Source organism: Amycolatopsis sp. CFH S0740 (assembly GCF_004522315.1).
GTDB classification, from domain to species: Bacteria; Actinomycetota; Actinomycetes; order Mycobacteriales; family Pseudonocardiaceae; genus Amycolatopsis; species Amycolatopsis nivea.
On the sequence record NZ_SDLS01000023.1, the window covers coordinates 72300 to 94695 of the forward strand.

Here is a 22396-nt window from a genome sequence, read left to right on the forward strand (position 1 = left end):
CGCTCAGCCGGGTACCGGGTCGACCCGGCGGCGGAGCAGGCAGAACACGTTCCCCTCCGGGTCCGCCAGCACGTGCCACGACTCCTCCCCGGTCTGCCCGACGTCGGCGGGCCGCGCACCGGCCGCGAGCAGGCGTTCCAGTTCGGCGTCCTGGTCCCGGTCGGTCGGGTTCACGTCCAGGTGCAGCGGCAGTTTCGCCGGCTTCGGGTCGGTGCTGCGGCTGAGGATCAAGGTGGGCTGCGGGCCGCCGAAACCGGCGTCGGGCGGGCCGATTTCGAGGTCTTCGCCGTCCCAGCCGAGTTCGACGTAGCCGAGGACTTCGCACCAGAAATCACCCATCCGTTGCGGGTCGGCGCAGTCGAGGACGAGTTCGGTGATCCGGCAGGCCATGTGCGCGAGCTTAAGGCCCGCGCGCACCCCGGCCCAGCGAATTCCGGTTTGTGCGCGCGGATAGATCTGCCGCCCCGGATTCGTCCGCGCGCACGAACGTACTGCCCGGGAAACCTCCTAGGGTCGCCAGCAGCGAGGCGAGGAGGCAAGCATGCGGACACTGCTGCGTGGCGGTCGCGTCATCGACCCGGCTACGGGCTTCGACGGTACGGCTGACGTGCTGGTATCCGACGGCGAGGTGATCGCGGTCGGACCGGGACTGCCGAGCGCGGACGACCAGGTCGAGATCGACGTCGCCGGGTACATCGTGGGACCGGGGTTCATCGATCTGCACAGCCACGTGCATTCGATCGCGGGACAGCGGCTGCAGGCGATGGACGGCGTCACGACGGCGCTCGACCTCGAGGCCGGGCTGATGCCGGTCGAACGGGCCTACGCCGAGGCCGCCGCGGCGGGGCGTCCGCTGCACTACGGCTTCTCGGCTTCGTGGGGTTCCGCGCGGGCGAAGGTGCTCGCGGGCATCGAGCCGGACGCGAACATCAACACCGGGCTTTCCGTGCTCGGCAATCCGGCCTGGCAGCGGTCGTCGTCGAAGACCGAGCTGGCCGCGTGGCTGTCCCTTGTGGAGGGTGAGCTGGCGGCGGGCGCGCTCGGCGTCGGCGTGCTGCTCGGGTACGCGCCGGCCAGCGATCCGGCGGAGTTCCTGGCCTTGGCGAAGCTCGCCAAACAGGCCGAGGCGCCGACGTACACGCACGTCCGCGAGCTGGTCGAGGTCGATCCGGGCACGCCTGCCGACGGGTCGGAGGAGATCGCGATCATCGCGGCCGAGACCGGTGCGGCGATGCACCATTGCCACGTCAACAGCACTTCCGGACGGCACATCGACCGCGTGCTCGCCGCGCTGGAGTCGGGCCGCTCCGCCGGGTCGCGGGTGACGGTCGAGGCCTATCCGTACGGCGCGGGCAGCACCGCGGTCGGCGCGTTCTTCATCTCGCCGGAGCGGTTGAAAATGAAGGGGCTCAACCCGACTCGCGTGATCCTGCTGGAGACCGGCGAGCGGATCGCGGACGAAGGCCGGTTGCTGCAGGTCCGCGCCGAGACGCCAGGTGCGCCCTGCATCCTGGAGTTTCTCGACGAGGAAGACCCGGTGGACCGCGCGCTGCTGCACCAGACACTCGCGTTCCCGGACTCGATCGTCGCGAGCGACGCCATGCCGGTGTACTGGCAGAACGGGGCGAACGAATCCACCGAATGGCCGTTGCCGCCGGGAGGGGCGACGCATCCGCGGACGGCGGGGACGTTCTCGAAGTCGCTGCGGCTGATGGTGCGCGAGGCTGGGGTCTGGACCTGGCTGGAGGCATTCCGGCGCTGCTCCTACCTTCCGGCGCGGGTGCTTGACGAGGTCGCGCCCGGTGCGCGGGCCAAGGGCCGGTTGGACGTGGGTGCGGACGCGGACATCGTCGTCCTCGACCCGGCCACGATCACCGACACCGCAACGTATTTCGACGCCACCCGGCCCGCGGTCGGCGTACGCCACCTGTTCGTCGCGGGCACCCCGGTGGTGCGTGACGGGCAGCTGCTCACCGACGCGTTCCCCGGCCAGCCGCTGCGAGGTGAGCCGCGATGACCGAGTTCAATGTGGACGCTCTGCTCGCCGATATCGAAACGTTGGTGTGCTGTGAATCCCCATCGTCTGATCTCGACGCGGTGGCGCACAGCGCAGACGTGCTGACCGGCGTCGGCAAGGCCTTGCTTGGCGTGGAACCGGAGCGGATTGTCCTGGATGGACGGACGCATCTGCGCTGGCGGTTCGGTGACGGTCCGCCGCGGGTCCTGCTGCTCGGTCACCACGACACGGTCTGGCCGATGGGCTCGCTGGAGACGCATCCGTTTTCCGTGCAGGACGGGGTCTTGCGCGGTCCGGGCTGCTTCGACATGAAGACCGGCGTCGTGATGGCGCTGCACGTCGCGGCTTCGCTGGCAGACCGAAGTGGACTGTCCATTTTGGTCACTGGAGACGAGGAACTGGGTTCGCCGTCGTCGCGGGGGCTGATCGAGGAAGAGGCGCAGGGCTGCGCGGCGGCGTTCGTGCTGGAGGCTTCGGCGGACGGCGGCGCGATCAAGACCCGGCGCAAGGGCGTGTCCCACTACCGGATCGAAGTGATCGGACGCGCCTCGCACGCCGGTCTCGAGCCGGAAAAGGGGATCAACGCCGGGATCGAGATCGCGCATCAGGTGCTCGCGGTCGCCGCGCTCGCCAGTCCGGAGCGGGGAACCAGCGTCGTGCCGACGGTGCTTTCGGCTGGTACCACAGTGAATACCGTTCCCGCCGCCGCCGCGGTTGAGGTCGACGTACGCGTGTGGGACGAACAAGAGCAGCTTCGCGTCGACCGTGCGGTGCGCGCGTTGCAACCGGTGCTGGAAGACGCGCAAGTCCGGGTCGCCGGCGGCATCAACCGGCCGCCGCTCGACGCGGTCTCGTCGGCCGCGTTGTACGGCCTGGCCAAGGAATTGGCTGCGGAACTGGGCTTGCCGGAATTGACCGAGGCGGCCGTCGGCGGTGCTTCGGACGGCAATTACACCGCCGGACTGGGCGTACCGACGCTCGACGGTCTCGGTGCGGTCGGCGGCGGCGCGCACGCTGACCACGAACATGTCCTGGTCGAGGAATTGCCGCGGCGGACGGCGTTGCTGGCCGCGCTGGTGGAGAACGTGCTGACGAAGGGGAGTCCGTCGGTTCCGACGAATCCGACCGGCGATTCTGGTCGAGCACGACGGTGACTCTTCGGGGGAAGCCGGGAAAGGATCGTCCCGTGACGAATCTTGCGATGAACACGGAAAGACCCGTCGCGGCGGAAACGTGCGACGAGGCGGTCGCGGCCGCTCAGGCGGCGGCCGTCGCTTCGGGGGTCGAAGTCCGGGAAATCACCGAGATCGCGGAAATGACCGCGGTCGGGGTGCTGTTCGAGACGATCTGGCGGTCGGCGCCAGGAACCCGGCCGGTGACCACGGAACTGCTGCGCGCGCTGTCGTCGGCGGGGAATTACGTGGCAGGTGCGTTCGCCGACGGGGAAATGCTCGGCGCCTGCGTCGGCTTTTTCGGAAATCCCGGAAAAGGCAGCCTGCACAGTCACATCGCCGGAGTTTCCAAGGCCGGCGCCGGTCGTGGAATCGGGTACGCGCTGAAATTGCATCAGCGCGGCTGGGCGCTGGCGCAGGACGTCTCGGCGATCAAATGGACCTTCGATCCGCTGGTGCGCCGCAACGCCTATTTCAACCTCGGCAAACTCGGCGCGCTCCCGGTGCGGTACCTGCGGGACTTCTACGGGCCGATGGCGGACGGCATCAACGGTTCCGGCGACACCGATCGGCTGATGGTGTCCTGGGACCTGGCCAGTCCGTCCGTGCGGACCGCCGCGTTCGGCGAACCGATCCGCACGGACGCGAAGGTTTTGCTCGACCAAGGCGCGGCAGTGGCGCTCGAAGTTGCCGCGGACGGCGGTCCGGCCGACGGCAAAGCGGACGCCCCGGTGGTGCTCGTCGCGGTACCGCCGGACATCGAAGGCTTGCGCACCACCGATCTCGGCAAGGCGGACGCGTGGCGGGCCGCGCTGCGCGAATCGCTCGGCGGGCTGATGGCCGCCGGCGGCCGGGTGACCGGCTTCGACCGAGCCGGCTTCTACGTGATCTCCAAGGAGGAGCAGTGAAACTCAGCGGTGTGGAACTGCGCCGGGTGCAGATGCCGCTCGTCGCCCCGTTCCGGACTTCGTTCGGCACTCAGTCCGTGCGCGAGCTGTTGCTGCTGCGCGCGGTCACGCCGGCGGGCGAGGGCTGGGGCGAATGCGTGACGATGGCCGGACCGGTGTACTCGTCGGAGTACAACGACGGCGCGGAACACGTGCTGCAGCACCACTTGATCCCGGCGCTGCTGGCCGCGGAAGACGTCACCGCGGCGAAGGTGACGCCGCTGCTGGCGAAGTTCAAGGGCCACCGGATGGCCAAGGGCGCGCTGGAAATGGCGGTGCTCGACGCCGAACTGCGCGCGCACGAGCGGTCCTTCGCCGCCGAACTCGGGTCGGTGCGCGATTCCGTGCCCTGCGGCGTTTCCGTCGGGATCATGGACACCATTCCGCAGCTGCTCGACGTCGTGGGCGGGTACCTCGACGAGGGCTACGTGCGGATCAAGCTCAAGATCGAGCCCGGCTGGGACGTCGAGCCGGTGCGCGCGGTCCGCGAACGCTTCGGCGACGACGTGCTGCTGCAGGTCGACGCGAACACCGCCTACACCCTCGGCGACGCACCGCAGCTGGCCAAGCTCGACCCGTTCGGCCTGCTGCTGATCGAGCAGCCGCTGGAAGAGGAGGACGTGCTCGGCCACGCCGAACTCGCCCGGCGGATCCAGACGCCGATCTGCCTCGACGAGTCGATCGTGTCGGCGCGCGCGGCGGCGGACGCGATCAAACTGGGCGCGGTCCAGATCGTGAACATCAAACCCGGCCGCGTCGGCGGTTACCTGGAAGCGCGGCGGGTGCACGACGTGTGCGCGGCGCACGGGATCCCGGTGTGGTGCGGCGGGATGATCGAGACCGGCCTCGGCCGGGCGGCGAACGTCGCGCTGGCCTCGCTGCCGAACTTCACCCTGCCCGGCGACACCTCGGCGTCCGGCCGGTTCTACCGGACCGACATCACCGAGCCCTTCGTGCTGGACGGCGGGCACCTGCCGGTGCCGACCGGACCGGGACTCGGCGTGGCACCGATTCCGGAGCTGCTCGACGAGGTGACCACGGCAAAGGTGTGGATCGGTTCGTAGCCCGCTACGAATTCCGGAGGTAGATTTGGTCGGATCGGACCAGCCGGTCGAGGCGAGGCCGGATCTACCTTCGGGGGGTGCTGACACCGGTGCCGAGCAAGCCGCACACGAGTCTGGGACGCGTCCTCGAAGCGCTCGGGGACGTGCTCCTCGAACCGGTCGCGGTCGGCCGCGACACGCGCCGCCACCTCGGCGGGGTGGTGATCCACGATCCGCACGACGACGCGGAGTTCCCGGCGCAGGCGGTGGTCCTCGGCGTCGGGGTCCGCGAATCCGACGAGATCGTGCAGCTCATGCACGCCGTCGCCGCACGCGGGGCGACCGCGCTGGTCGTGCGGTCGCCGGTCGCCGCGTCGACAGAACTCGTGCGGGCGGCTAATTCCTCCGGGGTCGCGCTGCTCGGGCTCGCCAGCGGCGCGTCCTGGGCGCAGCTGGCCGCCATGCTCCGCACGCTGCTCGCCGAGGGCGACGTCGGCGACGTTTCCCCGCAGACACTCGGCGGGATGCCATCCGGCGATCTTTTCGCCCTCGCCAACGCCATCGCCGCGCTGCTCGACGCGCCGGTCACCATCGAGGACCGCAACTCGCGCGTGCTCGCGTTCTCCGGCCGTCAGGACGAGGCCGACCCCTCGCGCGTCGAGACGATCCTCGGCCGCCAGGTGCCCGAACGGTTCACTCGCGAGCTGGAGAAGGACGGCGTTTTCGAGCGGCTGTACCGCGATCAGGGCCCGGTTTACGTCTATCCGGGAGACGGCTACGACAAGAAGATCGTCATGCCGCGCGCGGCGCTCGCGGTCCGGGCCGGTGACGAAGTTCTCGGGTCGATTTGGGCCGCTGTCGACAAAGAGCTAAGCGAAGAACGTACCGCGGCGTTGATCGACGCTTCGAAAATCGTTGCGCTGCACATGCTTCGGCTCCGCGCGGGCGCCGACGTCGAACGCCGGTTGCGGGCCGATCTGGTCAGCACCGCGCTCGAAGGCGGTTCCGGGGCGCAGGAAGCCATCGCGCGGCTCGGGTTGCTGGGGCAGCCGACGATCGTGCTCGCCATGGGCTTGCTCGAGGCGCCCGACGACGATCTCCGGCTGGTCGCGGAACGCCAGCGGGTCGCCGACGCGTTCGCCATGCACCTCAGCGCGGTCCAGCCCCGATCGGCGGTAGCGCTGGTCGGCGACGTCGCCTACGGCATCGTCCCGATGCCCGGGAACCACGGCGATTGCCGCGAACGCTCGGTACGCGTCGCGTCGACCTTCCTGGAACGCACCGGCCGCCGGGTCGCCGCGGCCATCGGCATCGGGCCGCTGGCTCTCGACGGATCCGGGTTGCGCGCGTCTCGCGACGGGGCCGACCGAGCGTTGCGCGTGTTGCTCACCAACGGCGGCTCGAAGCGGGTGATCGCCGCCGAGGACGCGCACATCGAGGCGCTGATGCTGGAGCTGGCCGACCTTTCCGCGGCGCGCGGCGACGTCGCGACGGGGCCGATCGCGCGGTTGCTGGAGTACGACACCAAACATCAATCCCAGCTCGTGCACACGTTGCGGTGCTGGCTCGATTCGTTCGGGGACATCAGCGCGGCTTCGGCGGCGGCGTACGTGCATCCGAGCACGTTCCGGTACCGGTTGCGCCGCCTCGCCGAGGTCGGCGGGATCGACCTCGACGATCCGGGGGACCGGTTCGCGGCGATGGTGCAACTGCACTTGCTGCCGCGCATCGAGAAGCCCGAAGAGGCCTGAGTCTTGCTCTCCTGACGGGAAACGGACCGCGACCTTCCCGCGAACGCAGCAACCCCGGCCCCGGCCCCGCCGAGACAATGGGAGACCGGCAGGCGGCGATTCCCGGTTCACGCCAAGAACTTCCTGCCCGAAGTGTCCACTGTAGACAGGAGGGTCATGGCTACCGCATCCGAAACGATCGCCCGCCGCGCCGAGGAGGTCGGCGTCGAGGTCCGGCTGCACGCCGCCGAGGTCGACGGGACCCGAAGTCTCGGCATCGGCGAGGACGTCCCGGTCGTCCCCGCGTCGGTGTTCAAGGTCCCGATCGCGCTGGAGCTGGCGCGTCAGGCCGCCGAAGGAACGCTCGATCTGGGCGCCCCCGTCACCGTCGAACCCGGGCACCCGACGCCGAGTCCGTACGGTCTCGCCACCTTCCGCCACGAAGTCCGGATGTCCTGGCACGATTTGGCGATCCTGATGATCGGAATCAGCGACAACGTAGCCACCGACCTGATTCTCGCCGAGGTCGGCAAAGACGCGGTGAATAGCACGTTGCGCCGCCTGGGATTCACGCAGACCGTCGTGCCGCAGGACTGCGGCGAACTGCTCGCCACGATCGGCGAAGATCTCGGCATCTCTTACGAGGACGACGAACGGGCGCTCGCCGAACTGACCTACGAACAGGTTTCCGGGTTGCGCGCGCTGCAACCGGAAAAGTCCTGCCGCACCACCGCCGCCGAAATGACCCGCTTGCTGGGACTGATCTGGCGCGACGAAGCGGCCGCGCCGGAGGCGTGCGCGGACGTCCGCCGCTGGATGGAACTGCAGGTGTGGCCGCATCGCCTGCGTTCCGGCTTCCCGGACGACGGGATCCGCACGAGCGGCAAAACCGGCACGTTGCCCGCCGTGCGCAACGAGGTCGGCGTGGTCGAGTACCCGGACGGCGGCCGGTACTCGGTCGCCGTGTTCACCCGCGCCGAGGACTCCCGCTCCCGGGTGCCCGAGCGCGACGCGTTCATCGGTTTCGCCGCCGCGACGGCGGTGGAGTCGCTGCGCACGGCCTGATTCGTCGGAGCGGAGGAACTTTCCCCGCGCTCTCCTCGGTCCGGACGAACAAGTGACGTCCGCCACCGACCTAGCATTTCCGAAACGCCGGTCCACCATCCCTCGGACAGAAGGTGCACATGTCGAAAATTTCCGAAATCGAGACCTGGCTTCAGGAGAATTTCGCTGCTTTGCTGGCCAAACATCAGGTTCCCGGAGCCGCGATCGCGGTGCTCGCCGACGGCGAGGTGATCGACCACGCGGCGGGCGTCGTGAACAAGGGCACCGGCGTGGAGTCCACTGTGGACTCGGTATTCCAGATCGGGTCGATCACCAAGGTGTGGACGACCACGCTGGCCATGCAGCTGGTCGACGAGGGCAAGCTGGACCTCGACCGGCCGGTGCGGGATTACCTGCCGGAGTTCGTGCTCGGCGACGACGAGGCCGCGGCGGCGATCACCGTCCGCCAGTTGACCTGTCACGCCGCCGGTTTCGAGGGCGACATCTTCACCGACACCGGACCCGGCGACGACTGCGTGGAGAAGCTCGTCGCGACGCTGTCCGACGTGCCGCAGCTCTTCCCGCCAGGCGAGCGGTTCTCCTACAACAACGCCGGTTACTGCGTCCTCGGCCGCGTCATCGAGGTGCTGCGCGGCAAGTGCTGGGACGACTGCGTGCGCGACCACCTCTTCGCGCCGCTCGGCCTGACCCATGCGGCGTCCGGTCCGTACGACGCGATCCGCTACCGCGCCGCGATCGGTCACGTCACCCCGAAACCGGGCGACGACCCGGTGCCCGCGCCGGTCTGGGCGCTCACCCGCTCGAACTCGCCCGCCGGGTCGACGCTCGCGATGCGCCCGCGCGACCTGCTGACCTTCGTCCGGATGCACCTGAACGACGGCAAGGCCGACGACGGCACCCAGGTCTTGCAGCCGGAGTCGCTGCTCGCGATGCGCGAAGCGCAGGTGGACGTGCCTTACCTCGGTATGTCCGACCACTGGGGCCTCGGCTGGATGCTCTTCGACTGGGACGGCGGCAAGGTGATCGGCCACGACGGCGGCACCATCGGCCAGTCGGCCTTCCTGCGCGTGGTTCCGGAGAAGGGCGTGGCGGTCGCGCTGCTGACCAACGGCGGTCAGCCGATGAACGTGTACCAGGAGATCTTCGCGAAGCTGCTGGACGAACTCGCGGGCGTCACTGTCCCGGCACGACCCGAGCCGAACCCCGCGGCCGCTCCGGCCGACTTTTTCCGGTACGTGGGCGAGTACACCTCGATGGTCGCCGACACCGTCGTCAGCGAGGAAGACGGCAAGCTCTGGATGGAACGCACCCCGAAGGGAATCTTCGCCGAGATCGGCGCGCCTTCGGGGAAGGAAGAACTGCTGCCGTGCCAGGGCGACACGTTCGTCGCGAAAACCGAGCAGATGCCAGGTGTCTACATGGCACACGCGTTCGTCGGCGACGACGGCCACGGCCGCGCGCAGTTCCTCCACACTGGACGCGCGGACCGACGGGTCTCCCAGTGAGCGGGATCCGCGAGCGGATCGAGGCCGTCTTCGCCGACGCCGGCGCGGAAGGGTTCCTGCACGCCCGGGAAATCGGCGTGCCGGGTCCGGAAGTGTCGGCGGGCGGGGACGACCCGGTCGTTCTCGCGTCGGTGTTCAAGATCCCGGTGGCACTCGCCTACGCCCGCGAGGTCGCCGCCGGACGGCTGGACGACACCGAACGGACGAAGGTGACCGCGCGGTACCGGATCGGCGGCATCGGCACCGCGGGCTGCGCCGACGACGTCGAGATGAGCTGGCGCGACCTCGCGCACTTCATGCTCACGATGAGCGACAACGCCGCGACCGACGTGCTCTACCACCGGCTCGGCCAGGAAACGGTGGACCGGGTGCTGAACGACCTCGGCCTCGAGCGCACCCGGCTGATCGGCTGCTGCGAGGACCTGTTCGCGTCGGTCGTCTCCGATCTCGGCGGCACGCCGGAGTCCGATCTCGAAGCTCTGCTCGGCGGGGCCGCGCCGGAGCAGCTGGACAAGCTGTCGGTCCGGGATCCGGAACGCACCACGTCGTCCACGCCGCGCGAGATCACCGAATTGCTCGACGCGATCTGGACCGAGCGCGCGGGCGAACCCGAAGCGTGCGAACGGGTCCGCACGATCATGGCGCAGCAGATCTGGCCGCACCGGCTGTCGTCGGGCTTCCCGTCCGGCGTCGCGATCGCGGCGAAAACCGGGACGCTGCCCGGAATCCGCAACGAAGCAGGCGTGGTGACCTTGGGGGACGGCCGCCGGTTCGCGGTCGCGGTGTTCACTCGCGCGCACTCTCTCGAAGACCGCCTTCCCGCGGTCGACGCGTCCATCGGCGCCGCCGCCCGGCTGGCTGTCGACCACCTCCAGAGCGTGACCCCGTAGGAGAAATCCCATGAAAACTGCCCGGCTCACCGCCGCGATGGCGGGCGTGGTGGCCTTGACCGTGAGCGCGTGCGGGGGATCAGCGCAATCCGGGACGGACCGGACCGCGAATCAGAAACTGGTCGACGGCAAGACTTTCACCTACGCGATCCCGACTGATCCGGGAACGCTGGACCCGGCGATCACCGTGCTGTCGGTCGCCCGCAACCTCGACGGGTTCCTGTACGACAGCCTGATCAATCTCGACTCCCAAGGAGAACCGGAGGCGGCACTCGCGGAGAAGTGGGAAGCCACGACGACCACCGCGTCGTTCACTCTGCGCAAGGGCATCACCTGCTCCGACGGCAGCCCGCTGACCGCGGCCGACGTGGCGGCGAACATCAACTTCATCGGCGACCCGGCGAACAAGTCCCCGCTCGCCGGCGTGACAGTGGCCCCGCGCACGAAGGCGGTCGCCAACGCGGACCAGGTCACGATCACCAGCGGCGCGCCGGACGCGTTCCTGCTTCGCAACATCGCCGGTCTGCCGATCGTGTGCGCCAAGGGACTGGCCGACCGGAAGACGCTCGCCAAGGGCGAGAACGGCACCGGCATGTTCACCATGACCGAGATCGTCCCGAACGACCACTACACGCTGACCCGGCGCAAGGACTACACGTGGGGTCCCGGCCAGTTCGACCCGAAGCAGAAGGGACTGCCGGAGAAGATCAACATCCGGGTCATCCCGAACATGACGACGACGTCGAACCTGCTGCTGTCCGGCGAGGTCAACGCCGGCTCGGTGATCGGGCAGGACCAGCAGCGGCTGAAGGCGCAGCGGCTGTACCACGCCGACCTCGTGGCCCCGCTCGGCGAGTTGTTCTTCAACCAGGCGCCCGGCCGGTTCGGCGCGGACCAGGCGATGCGCCGCGCGCTGACCCAAGCGATCGACCTTCCGCAGGTCGCGAAGGTGCTGACCCGGGACAGCAGTGCTCCGGTCAAGGGAATGGTGACGGCGCAACCACCGCCGTGCGAGGGCGATTCGGTCACCGGGAAGATCCCCGGCTTCGACGTCGCCGCGGCCAAGGCGGCGTTCGACGCGGCGGGCTGGAAACCGGGACCGGACGGCATCCGCGTGAAGGACGGGAAGCGGCTCTCGCTGACCGCGATCTACGGCACGCAGGCCGGTCCGACGATGCCTCCCAGCGCGGAGTTGATGCAGCAGGGCTGGAAGGCCGTCGGCGTCGACGTCACGCTCAAGGGCCTCGACAGCCCGGGCATCAGCCAGGCACTGTTCGCCACCGGCGAGTGGGACATCTCGATGGCGCCGCTCGGTCTCACCCTGCCCAGCCAGCTGGTGCCGTTCGTGTCCGGCGGGCAGCCGCCGCAGGGCACGAACTTCGCGCACATCAAGAACCCGCAGTACGACGCCTTGGTCGCCAAGGCCGCCACGCAGGCCGGGCAAGCGGGCTGCGCGGACTGGATGGCCGCGGAATCGGCGTTGTTCGAGAAGCAGGACGTCGTGCAGTTCGCGAACACGGTGGTCCCGACCTACGGCAGCAACGCGAAGTTCGAGATCGTCAACGGCTACCTCAAGCCGACCACGATCCGGATGTACGCCTGATGACCGGCGCGATCGCCGTCGCGGGCCCGAAGGTCAGTCCCTGGCTGACCTTCGGCGCCCGCCGCCTCGGGCGGTTCGTGGTGTCGCTGTGGGTGCTGGTGACCATGGCGTTCCTGATGATCCAGCTGATCCCGGGCGATCCGGTGCGCGCCGCGCTCGGCCTGACCGCGCCGATCGAGCTGATCAACGCCCGCCGCGCCGCGCTCGGGCTGGACCATCCGCTGTGGCAGCAGTACCTCGACTACTTCGGCGGACTCTTCCGCGGCGATTTCGGCACGTCGATGCTGACCGGGCAGCCGGTCGGCGACGTCATCTCCGACCGGCTCCCGGCGACCCTGCAGCTGGCCCTGCCCGCGTTCGTCGTGGTCATCGGGCTGGCGATCCCGATCGGGCTGACGTTCGCCGTGCTGACCCGCGGCGGCCGCCGCCGCGGCGCCGAGCTGGGCTTCACCTCGGCCACCGTGCTGTTCGCCGCGATCCCGGAGTTCCTGGTCGCGGTGGCGCTGGTGGCGTTCTTCGCGGTGCAGCTCGGCTGGTTCCCGGTGGCCGGACACGACGGCGCGGGTTCGCTGGTGCTGCCGATCATCGCGCTGGCGCTGGGCCCGACCTCGACGCTGTCCCGGATCGTCCGAGTGGAGACGCTTTCCGTGCTGGGCAACGACTTCGTCCGCACCGCGCGGGCGAAACGGCTGCCCGCCCGGCTGGTCTACCTGCGGCACGCGCTGCCGAACGCGCTGACCGCGACCCTGACGCTCGGCGGGCTGATGCTCACCAGCCTCGTCGCAGGCACCGTGCTGGTGGAGAACGTCTTCGCCTGGCCCGGCCTCGGCTCCACGATCTCGCAATCCATTCTGCAGAAGGACTATCCGCTGGTGCAGGGGATCGTGCTCGTGTACGGCATCGGCGTGCTGCTGGTGAACCTCATCGTGGACCTGCTGCTGGCGGTCCTCGATCCGCGTTCGACGATCCGGGAGAACTGAGATGGCGAAACGGCGCGGACAACAGTGGCTGGCCGCCGTGCGCACCCCGCTCGGCGCGTTCGCCGCCGCCCTGCTCGTGCTGGTGGTCGCGATCGCGGTGCTGGGCCCGATCCTGTGGCAGGACGCGGCTTCGGCGATCGACACGAACGCGATCAGCCAGGGTCCCTCGGGCGACCACCTAGTCGGCACCGACGAACTGGGCCGCGACATTTTCTACCGCGTGCTCGTGGCGACCCGGCTGTCGGTGCTGCTGGCGCTGATCGCCGCGGCGCTCGGCGTCGCGACCGGTCTGGTGCTCGGCATGCTTCCCGCGGTGCTGCCGCGTCCGCTCGGCAGACTGCTGACGGCGGCGATCAACATCGCGGTCGCGTTCCCCGGCCTGCTGCTGGTGCTGTTCTTCGCGGTGATCTTCGGCGTGGGCACGCAAGGCGCGGTGATGGCGATCGGGTTCGCGCTGGCTCCGCAGTTCGCCCGGCTGACGCAGACGTTGTCGGCTTCGGTGGCCGGGCGGGACTTCGTGTCCGCGGCCCGGGTCGCCGGAGTGGGCCGGATCCGGTTGCTGTTCCGGCACATCCTGCCGAACATCGGCGAGCCGCTGGCGGTCAACGCCACCATCGGCGCCGGCGGTTCGCTGCTCGCGTTCTCCGGACTGTCGTTCCTCGGCATCGGCGTGCAGGCCCCGGATTACGACTGGGGACGGCTGCTCAACGAAGGTCTCAACGGCATTTACATCAGCCCGGCGGCGGCGCTCGCGCCCGGTGTCGCGGTGGTGATCGCGGGGCTCGCGTTCAACCTGTTCGGCGAGACTGTCGCCGGGGTGATCGGCGTGCGGACCCGGTTGCCCCGGTTGACGCCCCGCGTACGGCGCAAGTCCAAAGTGGACCCCGTCTCCGCGGACGACGCCGTGCTGGTGGTGGAAAACCTGGAAGTCGCGTTCCCGCGGCCGACGGGCTGGACGGTTCCGGTGCGCGGCGTGAGCTTCACCGTGCGAGCGGGCGAGGCGATCGGAGTCGTCGGCGAATCCGGTTCGGGCAAGAGCTTGACCGGGCTCGCGGTGTCGCGGCTGATCGAAGCGCCCGGTTCGGTGACCGCGGACCGGCTGGACTTCGCCGGAACGCCCGTGCTCACCACGCCGGAACGCGAATTGCGGACGCTGCTCGGGACGTCGCTGGCGATGGTGTTCCAGGACCCGATGACGTCGTTGAACCCGACCCGGCGGATCGGCCGCCAGCTCGCCGAGGTTTCCGAGCAGCACCACGGGCTTTCGCGGGCCAAGGCCTTCGAGCGGGCCGTCGACCGGCTGCGTGCGGTACGGATTCCGGCGGCGGAACGGCGAGCGAAGCAGTACCCGCACGAGTTTTCCGGCGGCATGCGGCAGCGCGCGATGATCGGCATGGGCCTGATGGGCGATCCCCGGCTGATCATCGCCGACGAACCGACGACCGCGCTGGACGTGACCGTGCAACGGCAGCTGTTGCGGTTGCTGGCCCAGACCCGCGCCGAACGGGACACCGCGATCATCCTGATCAGCCACGACATCGCGGTCGTTTCTCAAACCTGCGAACGGATCCTGGTGATGTACGCCGGACGGATCGTGGAGGATCTGCCCGCCGCCGGACCGGACATCACGCCGCGGCATCCGTACACGCGGGCGCTGCTGGCCACGACGCTCGACCTGGAGACGGACCCGGAAGCGCCGCTCGCGGTGATCCCCGGCCGTCCGCCGGAACCGGACCAGATGCCGCCCGGCTGTGCGTTCGCGAGCCGCTGCCCGGTGGCGACCGACCGGTGCCGCGAGGAGGACCCGAAACTGACCGTGCTCGCGCCGGAACACCGGGTGGCGTGCTGGCATCCGGATGCGGCACTGCCGGAAGAAGCAGTCGCCACCGCCTCGGGAGGCACGAAATGACCGACCCTGACCTCCGCTGGCCAAGGTCCGTGAAGGACTCATTGAGGGAATCAGATTCCCTCAAGGGGCCCTTCACGGACCATCGCGCCGGGCGGAACGAAGCAGTGGCGGGAGGGGCGGAATGAGCGAGCTGGTTTTCGATTCGGTCAGCGTCCGGTATGGCGGGCGGCGCGGGCTCACCGCGGTGGACGGCGTGTCGCTGACCGTCCCGGCGGGCAAGGTCGTCGGGCTTGTCGGCGAATCGGGTTCGGGCAAGTCGACGCTCGCGAAGGCGGCCGTCGGATTGTCGCCGGTGAGTGCGGGTCGGGTGCTGCTCGGCGGCGTCGACGTGCGGAAACTGCCGCGCCGACGCCCGCTGCAGATGGTGTTCCAGGACCCGTATTCCTCGCTCAACCCCAGGATGACCATCGGCGAGTCGATCGCCGAAGCGATGCCGCGCGGGGCGGACCGCTCGGCCGAGGTCGCCCGGCTGCTCGAACTGGTCAATCTCGATCCCGAGCGGGCCGCGCATCTGCCGGGGCAGCTGTCCGGCGGGCAGCGGCAACGCGTCGCGCTCGCCCGGGCGCTCGCGGGTCAGCCGCAGGCGCTGATCGCCGACGAGATCACCTCCGCGCTCGACGTTTCGGTGCAGGGCGCGGTGCTCAACCTCGTGCGTTCGGTGCAGCGGCAGCTCGGCCTGTCGATGCTGTTCATCTCGCACAACCTCGCCGTGATCCGGTATCTCAGCGATTTCGTCGCGGTGATGTACCTCGGCCGGATCGTCGAAGCCGGACCGGCCGAGCAGGTGCTCGCCGATCCGCAGCATCCCTACACCCGCGACCTGCTCGACGCCGCCCCGTCGGCGCACAAGTCGCTGTTCGACCAGGAGCCCGGCGCGACCGCGGACGCGGAACCGCCGGACCCGCACCATCCGCCCGCCGGCTGCCGGTACCACCCGCGCTGCCCGGTCGGCCCGCTGGTGCGCAGCGACCGCGAGATCTGCCTCCGGGCCGATCCGGCCGAGAACGCCGCGCCCCGGCGGCACGCATCGGCCTGCCATTTCCTAATCCGGCCAAAAGAAGGCCGCCCCCCACTCGGCACGTAACCGTTGCTGAGAAGCCATTAGGCCGTGGCTGTGGCCGGATTAGGAACGATCAGCACAGTGCCGAATCCGAGGGCCATGAGCCCGCGATCTCTCAAGGAGCCAGCGTATGACCCGCCGTCTCGGCATCGATGACCTCTACGACCTCGCCGCGCCCAGCCAGCCCGCGCTTTCGCCGGACGGCAGCCGGATCGCCTACGTGGTCCGGACCGCGGACCGGGAGGAGGACCGGAACGTCGACGCGCTGTGGACGGTCGGCGCCTCCTCCGGCGAAGCCCGCCAGCTCACGCGCGGCAATGCGGACGCGGCGCCGAAATGGTCCCCGGACGGTTCCCGGCTCGCGTTCCTGCGCGCCCAGGACGGCCCGCCGCAGATCTGGGTCCTCCCGGCGGACGGCGGCGAGGCCGAGCAGCTCACCAAGCTGCCGCTCGGCGCGGGCGCACCGGTGTGGAGCCCGGACGGCAGCAAGATCGCGTTCTCCTCGGCGATCGATCTCGCCGCGGTCGTCGAAGCGCCGCCGGCGAACACGCCGATCGTCGCCGAGCGGCTGGACTACAAGTCCGACGGCCCCGGCCTGCTGAAGACGCTCCGCAGCCACGTGCACGTCCTGGACGTCGCGACCGGCGAAGTCCAGCAGCGCACCTCCGGCGACTGGCACGCGGGCCAGCCCGCCTGGTCGCCCGACAGCAAGCACGTCGCGTTCACCGCGGCCCTGGACGCCGACGCCGACCTCACTTTCCGTTCCGCCGCTTACGTTCTCGACGTCACCGAGCGAAACGCCGAACCGCGCCTGGTCGGCACCGACCAGGGCATGGCGGGCACGGCCGGCTGGACCAAGGACGGCACGGCGCTCCTGGTGGTCGGCCGCACCGACACCGCCACCGGGCACCTCGGCCTGCTGCGCGTCCCGCTGGACGGCGGCGAGACGGTCGACCTGGCCGCCGGCCTCGATCGCAACGTGATGCCCGGCGGCCCCGGCTACCCGGGCGCACTGCCGCAGCTGACCGAGGCGGGCGACGTCGTGGTGTTCGCGATCCGCGACCGCGGCTGCACCCATCTGTACGAAGTGGACCTTGCCGGTGGCGAGCCTCGTGCGGTGCTGACCGGCGACGGCAACGTAGTGTCCGGATTGGACTTGGTCGGCGACCGGGCCGCGATTGTGCTGACTACCAACGATTCCTTCGGCGAGGTCGCCGTTGTCGACCGCACCACGGGCAAGGTCGACGTGCGCACGAAGCACGGCGACGCGGTGTCCGAAGCGGAATTGTTCACCCGTGAATCGCGCGAATTCACCATCAGCGACGGCACCGTCGTGCAGGGCTGGCTCATCCGCGACACCGAACGCACTGGCGCGCAGCCGCTGCTGATCGATATCCACGGCGGTCCGCACAACGCTTGGAACGGTGCCGCGGACTCGATTCACCTGTACCACCAGACCCTTGCCGCACGCGGCTGGGCAGTGCTGCTGATCAACCCGCGAGCCAGCGACGGTTACGGCGAAGCGTTCTACACCGCGGCGATCGGCGCGTGGGGTCAGGCGGACGCACCGGACTTCCTCGAACCAATCGACCAGCTCGTCGCCGAAGGCCTCGCCGACCCGGACCGGCTCGCCGTGACGGGTTACAGCTACGGCGGCTTCATGACCTGCTACTTGACCAGCCGTGACGACCGCTTCGCCGCCGCGGTGGCCGGTGGCGTAGTCAGCGACCTGACCAGCCTGGCCGGGACGTCCGACGGCGGACACTTCATGGCTGTCAACGAATTCGCCGGGCTCTCGTCGGGTCAATACGAGAACTCCTCCCCGCACGCGCAGGTCGAGAATGTCCGCACCCCGACGCTGATCCTGCACGGCGGCGAGGACGTCCGGTGCCCGGTCGGGCAGGCCGAGCAGTGGTTCACCGCGCTGCGCGAGCGCGACGTGCCGTCCCGGCTGGTGCTGTACCCGGGCGGCGCGCATCTGTTCATTTTGGACGGTCCGCCGTCGCACCGCGTCGACTACAACCGGCGCGTGGTCGACTGGGTCGAGCAGTACGCCGGTTCGCGGGTGCCGATCGAGGCCGCGCACTGGAGCCGCCGCCTGGCGGAACTGGCGCGCAAGCACGACGTTCCCGGTGCGTCGCTGGGCATCCTGCGCGTTGACACCGGCGAGGAGGTGTTCGCGACCCACGGCGTGCTGAGCAAGGCGACCGAGGTCGAGGTCACCGAGGATTCGCTGTTCCAGATCGGCTCGATCTCCAAGGTGTGGACGTCGACCGTGGTGATGCAGCTCGTGGACGAGGGGCTGCTCGACCTCGACGCCCCGATCGTCGACGTGCTGCCCGAACTGCGGCTGTCCGATCCGGAAGTGACCAAGCGCGTCACCATGCGGCACCTGCTGACGCACACCAGCGGTATTGACGGCGACATCTTCACCGACACCGGCCGCGGCGACGACTGCGTCGAGAAGTTCGTCGACCTGTTGGAGGACGCCGCGCAGAACCATCCTCTCGGCGCGACTTTCTCCTACTGCAACTCAGGTTTCGTCCTCATGGGCCGGGTGATCGAGAAGCTCACCGGGAAAACCTGGGACGCCGCGATGCGGGACAAGCTGTACACACCGCTCGGCCTCACGCACACCGTCACGCTGCCGGAGGAAGCGCTGCTGTTCCGCGCTGCCGTCGGCCACGACGCGCCGGAGGGCGAAGAACTGGCTCCGGCTCCGGTCTGGCAGCTGCCCCGCTCGGCCGGACCGGCCGGCCTGATCACCTCGCGCACGAAGGACGTCCTCGCCTTCGCCCGCCTGCACCTCACCGGCGGCCTGACCGAGGACGGCACGCGGATCCTGTCGGCGGAATCGGCCGCGGCCATGGCGGACAAGCAGGCCGACGTCCCGGACAAGCACACCCTCGGCGATTCGTGGGGCCTCGGCTGGATCCGCGACGAGTGGGGCGGCCGCCGCGTCATCGGCCACGACGGCAACACGATCGGCCAGTCGGCGTTCCTGCGCCTGCTGCCGGACGCGGGCCTCGCGGTCACCCTGCTGACGAACGGCGGCCACGCTCGGGACCTGTACACCGAGCTGTACCGGGAAATCTTCGCCGAACTCGCCGACGTCGCCATGCCGCGCCCGCTCGAACCCCCGGCCACGCCGGTCACGGTGGACGCGAGCCGCCACGTCGGGGTGTACGAACGGGCTGGCGCGCACGTCGAGGTCGTGGAACGCGAGGGCGGTTTGCGCGTCGTGTACACGACGACCGGACCGCTGGCGGAGCTGACGCCGGACAAGGTCCAGGAGTTCGACCTGGTGGCGGTCACGGACACGCTGTTCCTGCTCCGCATGCCGGGCGGGCAGTTCTGGACGCCGGTGCTGTTCTACACGCTGCCGACGGGGGAGCCGTACCTGCACTTCGGCGCGCGGGCGACGCCGAAGGTGTCCTGAGGCTTGAGGGGCCGGGCATGCGCTGCCCGGCCCCTCAACCCTGGTCAGTCCTTGCGGCGCGCCAGGTAACGCACCAGCAGCAACACCAGGCACGCCACCGCTATCCCGCCGCCGATATACCGGTAAGTCGCCTCCAAGCCAGCGAACTGGCCGATCGAGTTGGCGGCGGCACCGGCGAGAAAAACCAGCCACAGCAAGGTAGTCACAACAGGGCCGCCGGCGGTGCGGCTTCGGGAAGTCTCCATGCCGAGAACACTATGCAGCGGCGAAGGGCGCAAACAGGCCGTAAGCACCCAACTTCACGGTAGCGCCTGCGCTACCTCTTCCCGTTCAGGTAAGCCAGCACCGCGAGCACCCGCCGGTGTCCGTTGTCCTCCGGCAGTCCCAGTTTCGCGAAGATGTTGCGGATGTGCTTGAGCACCGTCCCGTCGCTGACCACCAGCAGTTCCGCGATCGTGGCGTTGTTGTAGCCCTCCGCCATCAGCCCGAGCACCTCGCGTTCGCGTGCGGTCAGCGCGTCGAGCGGGTCGCGGCGGTGGGCCAGCAGCTGGGTCACCACCTCCGGGTCCATCGCCGTGCCGCCCTCGACCACCCGTTGGAGCGAATCGAGGAACTTGGCGACCTTGCCGACGCGTTCCTTGAGCAGGTACCCGACCGCACCCTTGCCGTCCGCGAGCAGTTCCGCCGCGTAGCGGGTTTCGACGTGCGCGGAGAGCACCAGCACTGGCAGCCCGGGGTGCAGTTGCCGCGCCTGTACGGCCGCGCGCAGGCCCTCGTCGGTGTGCGTCGGAGGCAGCCGGACGTCGGTGATCACCGCGTCCGGGCGGTCCTCGCGGACGAACGCGAGGAAGTCGTCGGTGTGGTCGAAAGCGGCGGCCACCTCGATGCCCGAGGTGTCCAGCAGCAGCACCAAACCTTCTCGCAGCAGGGCGTCGTCCTCGACGATCACGACCCGCATGGCAACTCCACTTCCAGAACAGTCGGTCCACCGGGCGGACTCGTCAGCGTGACCGTCCCGTCGAAAGCTTCGGCGCGTTTCCGGATCCCGGCCAGTCCGCTGCCCTGGGATTCGTCCGCGCCGCCGCGGCCGTCGTCGCGGATTTCGATCCGCACGGTGTCGACGGTGCCGTCGAGCGTAATCGACGCGTGTTCCGCGCCCGAATGCTTGGTCACGTTCGCGAGCGTTTCGGCGACGATGAAGTACACCGCCGCCTCGACCGCAGCCGGGCGGCGCGCGGAGCTGCGAACGTCCACAGTGCACGGAACCGCGCATCGGTCGGCGAGCGCGGTGATCGCGCCGCCGAGCCCGCGGTCGGTCAGCAGCGGCGGGTGGATGCTCCGCACGACCGTGCGCAATTCGGCGAGCGCTTCGGTCGCCGCGTCCTGCGCCTTGCCGAGCAATTCCCTTGCCTTGGCCGGATTTCCCTCGAAAAGCTGATCGGCGATCCCGAGTTGCAGCACGACCGCGGACAGCCGCGCCTGCGTCCCGTCGTGCAGATCGCGTTCGAGACGGCGGAGTTCGGCGCCATGCGCCTCCAGCGCGGCGGCGCGGGTCGCGGTCAGCTCGACGACCCGGTCGGTCAGTGAGGCACCGGGCCGCGGGCCGAGAAGCGCCCGCGTCGCCAGGGCTTGCCAGCGAGCAAGCGGCGCGGCCCAAAAGGTGAGCGCGATCATGACGATCCCGCTGAAGATGCAGAGCGCGGCCGACGGCCACGAGTTCACCATGAACTCCAGCGAGCTCTGGATCCCGCCGGGCACCAGCCACCAGAACACGCCGGTGAGGATCTGCCGCAGTCCGCCGAGCGGCAGGCCGAACGCGAGCACCCCGACGAGGAAGCCGACCACGGCGTGCACCGCGAGCCACGCGAGGTCGCGCAGGCTCGCTGGGTCACGAATGGGCGAAACGTTGGCGTACGGCTCCGCGATCGGCTCGCCGAGCCTGCGCCCGGCACGGCGGCGTTCGAACCGCAGCGGGTAGCGGAGCAGTTTCAGCGCGACCGGGAGCGCCGGGATCCCGACGCCGATCAAACACGTCGCGAGCACGATGGCCATCGCGAAAAAGAGCAGCATCGCGAGAAACGCGGTCGCGGCTCCCACCAGCAAATAGCGGAGTCCGGACCACCACGAGCGCAGCCACCTTTTCACCCGCACAGTGTCCCATTAGGACCTCCCTACCGGGCGTGGTGGTGCCTGCGCTACCCCCAAGACTCTCGCGCTCGGGATCGTTTCCGCTTCGCCGCCGCCATAGCTTCGTAGAGACAGAAATCTGCTGGTCCGAGGAGCGACACGAACATGAACACAGGCGGAACACACGCCCTGAGGCTGGAAGCGGTGCGCAAGATCTACGGCTCCGGCGACGGCGCGGTCACCGCGCTGGACGGGGTGTCGGTCGGGATCCAGCGAGGCTCGTTCACCGCGGTGATGGGGCCGTCCGGGTCCGGCAAGAGCACCTTCCTGCACTGCGCGGCCGGGCTCGACCGGCCGAGTTCGGGAAAGGTGCTGCTCGGCGAAACCGAGCTCGGCGGACTCCGGGAGCGCGCGCTCACTGAATTGCGCCGGACCCGGATCGGGTTCATTTTCCAGGCCTACAACCTGCTGCCGTCGCTGAACGTGCTGCAGAACATCACCCTGCCGATGCGCCTGGCGGGCAAGAAACCCGACGCGCGCTGGCTGCGCGAGATCGTCGACAGCGTCGGCATCGCGAAGCGGCTCGAGCACCGCCCGGCGGAGCTGTCCGGCGGGCAGCAGCAGCGCGTCGCGATCGCCCGCGCGCTGATCACCCGGCCCGAGGTCGTGCTCGCCGACGAACCGACCGGCGCGCTCGACACCCGCACCGCGCGCCAGGTGCTCGACCTGTTGCGCACCGTGGTCGACCAGATGGGCCAGACCGTGTTGATGGTCACCCACGACCCGGTCGCCGCGTCCGCCGCGCACGGAGTGCTGTTCCTCGCCGACGGCAAGCTCGCCGGCCACCTCGCGCAGCCGACCCCGGAGCGGGTCGCGCAGCGGCTGACGCACCTCGGGGAGTGGTGACCG

18 protein-coding genes are annotated in these 22396 nt (G+C 69.6%); 14 read left to right on the plus strand and 4 right to left on the minus strand.

Features of this window, described 5'->3' with window-relative positions; genetic code table 11:
• Positions 1-3 precede the first annotated feature (3 nt).
• Complete coding sequence (locus tag EIZ45_RS31805) at positions 4-390, minus strand: VOC family protein (protein WP_134667494.1); 387 nt, start codon at positions 388-390, stop codon at positions 4-6.
• Between the two features lie 151 nt (positions 391-541).
• Between EIZ45_RS31805 and EIZ45_RS31810 the strand changes: the two genes are divergently transcribed.
• From EIZ45_RS31810 to EIZ45_RS31870, 13 genes are all read left to right on the plus strand, one after another.
• Positions 542-2017 (plus strand): amidohydrolase family protein, encoded by a 1476-nt coding sequence (locus EIZ45_RS31810; protein ID WP_134667493.1) that lies wholly within the window; start codon positions 542-544, stop codon positions 2015-2017.
• Positions 2014-3171 (plus strand): M20 family metallopeptidase, encoded by a 1158-nt coding sequence (locus EIZ45_RS31815; RefSeq protein WP_240690845.1) that lies wholly within the window; start codon positions 2014-2016, stop codon positions 3169-3171. Before EIZ45_RS31810 ends, EIZ45_RS31815 begins: the two co-directional genes overlap by 4 nt.
• Positions 3172-3218: 47 nt before the next feature.
• Positions 3219-4097, plus strand: coding sequence for a GNAT family N-acetyltransferase (locus EIZ45_RS31820; RefSeq protein ID WP_205670194.1), 879 nt, complete (start codon positions 3219-3221; stop codon positions 4095-4097).
• Positions 4094-5200 carry an o-succinylbenzoate synthase gene (gene menC / locus EIZ45_RS31825; RefSeq protein ID WP_134667491.1) on the plus strand — a complete coding sequence of 369 codons (1107 nt, stop codon included), beginning with the start codon at positions 4094-4096 and terminating at the stop codon, positions 5198-5200. Before EIZ45_RS31820 ends, menC begins: the two co-directional genes overlap by 4 nt.
• Before the next feature lie 77 nt (positions 5201-5277).
• Entirely contained in the window at positions 5278-6930 is a 1653-nt protein-coding gene (locus tag EIZ45_RS31830; protein WP_134667490.1) for a CdaR family transcriptional regulator, read from the plus strand.
• 156 nt (positions 6931-7086) lie between these two features.
• On the plus strand, positions 7087-7974 hold the full coding sequence (locus tag EIZ45_RS31835; protein ID WP_134667489.1) for a serine hydrolase: 888 nt from the start codon (positions 7087-7089) through the stop codon (positions 7972-7974).
• 119 nt (positions 7975-8093) lie between these two features.
• On the plus strand, positions 8094-9479 hold the full coding sequence (locus EIZ45_RS31840) for a serine hydrolase (protein ID WP_134667488.1): 1386 nt from the start codon (positions 8094-8096) through the stop codon (positions 9477-9479).
• Positions 9476-10369: a serine hydrolase gene (locus EIZ45_RS31845; protein WP_134667487.1), complete on the plus strand. Its 894-nt coding sequence runs from the start codon at positions 9476-9478 to the stop codon at positions 10367-10369. Before EIZ45_RS31840 ends, EIZ45_RS31845 begins: the two co-directional genes overlap by 4 nt.
• A 10-nt stretch (positions 10370-10379) precedes the next feature.
• Positions 10380-11972 (plus strand): ABC transporter substrate-binding protein, encoded by a 1593-nt coding sequence (locus tag EIZ45_RS31850; RefSeq protein ID WP_134667486.1) that lies wholly within the window; start codon positions 10380-10382, stop codon positions 11970-11972.
• Complete coding sequence (locus EIZ45_RS31855) at positions 11972-12952, plus strand: ABC transporter permease (RefSeq protein WP_043836638.1); 981 nt, start codon at positions 11972-11974, stop codon at positions 12950-12952. The genes EIZ45_RS31850 and EIZ45_RS31855 overlap by 1 nt, the downstream gene beginning before the upstream one ends.
• A 1-nt stretch (position 12953) precedes the next feature.
• Positions 12954-14861, plus strand: a complete 1908-nt coding sequence (locus EIZ45_RS31860; RefSeq protein WP_134667485.1) for a dipeptide/oligopeptide/nickel ABC transporter permease/ATP-binding protein — start codon at positions 12954-12956, stop codon at positions 14859-14861.
• 121 nt (positions 14862-14982) lie between these two features.
• Positions 14983-15945 carry an ABC transporter ATP-binding protein gene (locus EIZ45_RS31865; protein ID WP_134667484.1) on the plus strand — a complete coding sequence of 321 codons (963 nt, stop codon included), beginning with the start codon at positions 14983-14985 and terminating at the stop codon, positions 15943-15945.
• Positions 15946-16051: 106 nt separating this feature from the next.
• Positions 16052-19360, plus strand: a complete 3309-nt coding sequence (locus EIZ45_RS31870) for a serine hydrolase (protein WP_134667483.1) — start codon at positions 16052-16054, stop codon at positions 19358-19360.
• Positions 19361-19404: 44 nt separating this feature from the next.
• Here EIZ45_RS31870 and EIZ45_RS31875 read toward each other — a convergent pair whose 3' ends face one another.
• From EIZ45_RS31875 to EIZ45_RS31885, 3 genes are all read right to left on the minus strand, one after another.
• Positions 19405-19605 (minus strand): hypothetical protein, encoded by a 201-nt coding sequence (locus tag EIZ45_RS31875; protein ID WP_037820428.1) that lies wholly within the window; start codon positions 19603-19605, stop codon positions 19405-19407.
• Between the two features lie 71 nt (positions 19606-19676).
• Positions 19677-20318 carry a response regulator transcription factor gene (locus tag EIZ45_RS31880; RefSeq protein WP_043836645.1) on the minus strand — a complete coding sequence of 214 codons (642 nt, stop codon included), beginning with the start codon at positions 20316-20318 and terminating at the stop codon, positions 19677-19679.
• On the minus strand, positions 20306-21505 hold the full coding sequence (locus EIZ45_RS31885) for a sensor histidine kinase (RefSeq protein WP_167756610.1): 1200 nt from the start codon (positions 21503-21505) through the stop codon (positions 20306-20308). Before EIZ45_RS31885 ends, EIZ45_RS31880 begins: the two co-directional genes overlap by 13 nt.
• Before the next feature lie 147 nt (positions 21506-21652).
• On the opposite strand from EIZ45_RS31885, the gene EIZ45_RS31890 reads away from it, so the two are divergent.
• Entirely contained in the window at positions 21653-22393 is a 741-nt protein-coding gene (locus EIZ45_RS31890) for an ABC transporter ATP-binding protein (protein ID WP_037820432.1), read from the plus strand.
• The last annotated feature ends 3 nt before the right edge of the window (positions 22394-22396 follow it).

Coding starts and splice junctions, on each gene's coding strand:
- EIZ45_RS31805 (WP_134667494.1), bottom strand. CDS start 390: ATGGCCTGCCGGATCACCGAACTCGTCCTCGACTGCGCCGACCCGCAA.
- EIZ45_RS31810 (WP_134667493.1), top strand. CDS start 542: ATGCGGACACTGCTGCGTGGCGGTCGCGTCATCGACCCGGCTACGGGC.
- EIZ45_RS31815 (WP_240690845.1), top strand. CDS start 2,014: ATGACCGAGTTCAATGTGGACGCTCTGCTCGCCGATATCGAAACGTTG.
- EIZ45_RS31820 (WP_205670194.1), top strand. CDS start 3,219: ATGAACACGGAAAGACCCGTCGCGGCGGAAACGTGCGACGAGGCGGTC.
- EIZ45_RS31835 (WP_134667489.1), top strand. CDS start 7,087: ATGGCTACCGCATCCGAAACGATCGCCCGCCGCGCCGAGGAGGTCGGC.
- EIZ45_RS31840 (WP_134667488.1), top strand. CDS start 8,094: ATGTCGAAAATTTCCGAAATCGAGACCTGGCTTCAGGAGAATTTCGCT.
- EIZ45_RS31850 (WP_134667486.1), top strand. CDS start 10,380: ATGAAAACTGCCCGGCTCACCGCCGCGATGGCGGGCGTGGTGGCCTTG.
- EIZ45_RS31855 (WP_043836638.1), top strand. CDS start 11,972: ATGACCGGCGCGATCGCCGTCGCGGGCCCGAAGGTCAGTCCCTGGCTG.
- EIZ45_RS31860 (WP_134667485.1), top strand. CDS start 12,954: ATGGCGAAACGGCGCGGACAACAGTGGCTGGCCGCCGTGCGCACCCCG.
- EIZ45_RS31865 (WP_134667484.1), top strand. CDS start 14,983: ATGAGCGAGCTGGTTTTCGATTCGGTCAGCGTCCGGTATGGCGGGCGG.
- EIZ45_RS31870 (WP_134667483.1), top strand. CDS start 16,052: ATGACCCGCCGTCTCGGCATCGATGACCTCTACGACCTCGCCGCGCCC.
- EIZ45_RS31875 (WP_037820428.1), bottom strand. CDS start 19,605: ATGGAGACTTCCCGAAGCCGCACCGCCGGCGGCCCTGTTGTGACTACC.
- EIZ45_RS31880 (WP_043836645.1), bottom strand. CDS start 20,318: ATGCGGGTCGTGATCGTCGAGGACGACGCCCTGCTGCGAGAAGGTTTG.
- EIZ45_RS31890 (WP_037820432.1), top strand. CDS start 21,653: ATGAACACAGGCGGAACACACGCCCTGAGGCTGGAAGCGGTGCGCAAG.